Origin of the sequence: Heliobacterium chlorum (genome assembly GCF_014502795.1) — a bacterium.
In the GTDB taxonomy this organism is placed as follows: domain Bacteria; phylum Bacillota; class Desulfitobacteriia; order Heliobacteriales; family Heliobacteriaceae; genus Heliobacterium; species Heliobacterium chlorum.
The window spans coordinates 1-491 of record NZ_JACVHF010000157.1 but is presented as its reverse complement, the minus strand read 5'-3'; the positions used below and the strand labels follow the sequence as shown (position 1 = coordinate 491).

The following is a 491-nucleotide window of genomic DNA, read 5'->3' as shown; positions in this document are numbered from 1 at the left end:
TCCGTCCCGCTTGCGCGGGCCGAATTGACTTTGGTTTCGCACGCTTTTGCTTTAACAACTGTTTGATTTTCAAGGACCAGATTATTTCGCCCGTTGCCAGGCAGAATCTTATGATATCATGTTTATTCCTCTATTTCAACTGGTACTTTTATGCAACTTATTTTGCGTAAAAACCTTTTGATAAAGGATATAAACGTATCAGCTTGTTTATTAAGCTGTAATAAAATCCTCTGTCCTCGACAGGAATTTTATTTTATCACTTAGGCTTTACAATTTCAACCGTTAATATTTGGTGCGAGAGGAGGGATTTGAACCCTCACGGTTGCCCACACGCCCCTCAAACGTGCGCGTCTGCCAGTTCCGCCACTCTCGCAGGAACCTATGGAGCTACTCCCCTATTTAGATGCAGTCTAATGGAGCGGAAGACGAGATTCGAACTCGCGACCCTCGCCTTGGCAAGGCGATGCTCTACCGCTGAGCTACTTCCGCAT

The 491-nt window shown here is 45.4% G+C and carries 2 tRNA genes; both read right to left on the bottom strand.

The features are described 5' to 3' along the window. Positions 1 to 290 precede the first annotated feature (290 nt). A tRNA-Leu gene (locus H1S01_RS20750) sits at positions 291 to 373 on the bottom strand. A gap of 41 nt (positions 374 to 414) precedes the next feature. Beyond that, a tRNA-Gly gene (locus H1S01_RS20745) sits at positions 415 to 489 on the bottom strand. Positions 490 to 491: the final 2 nt, after the last annotated feature.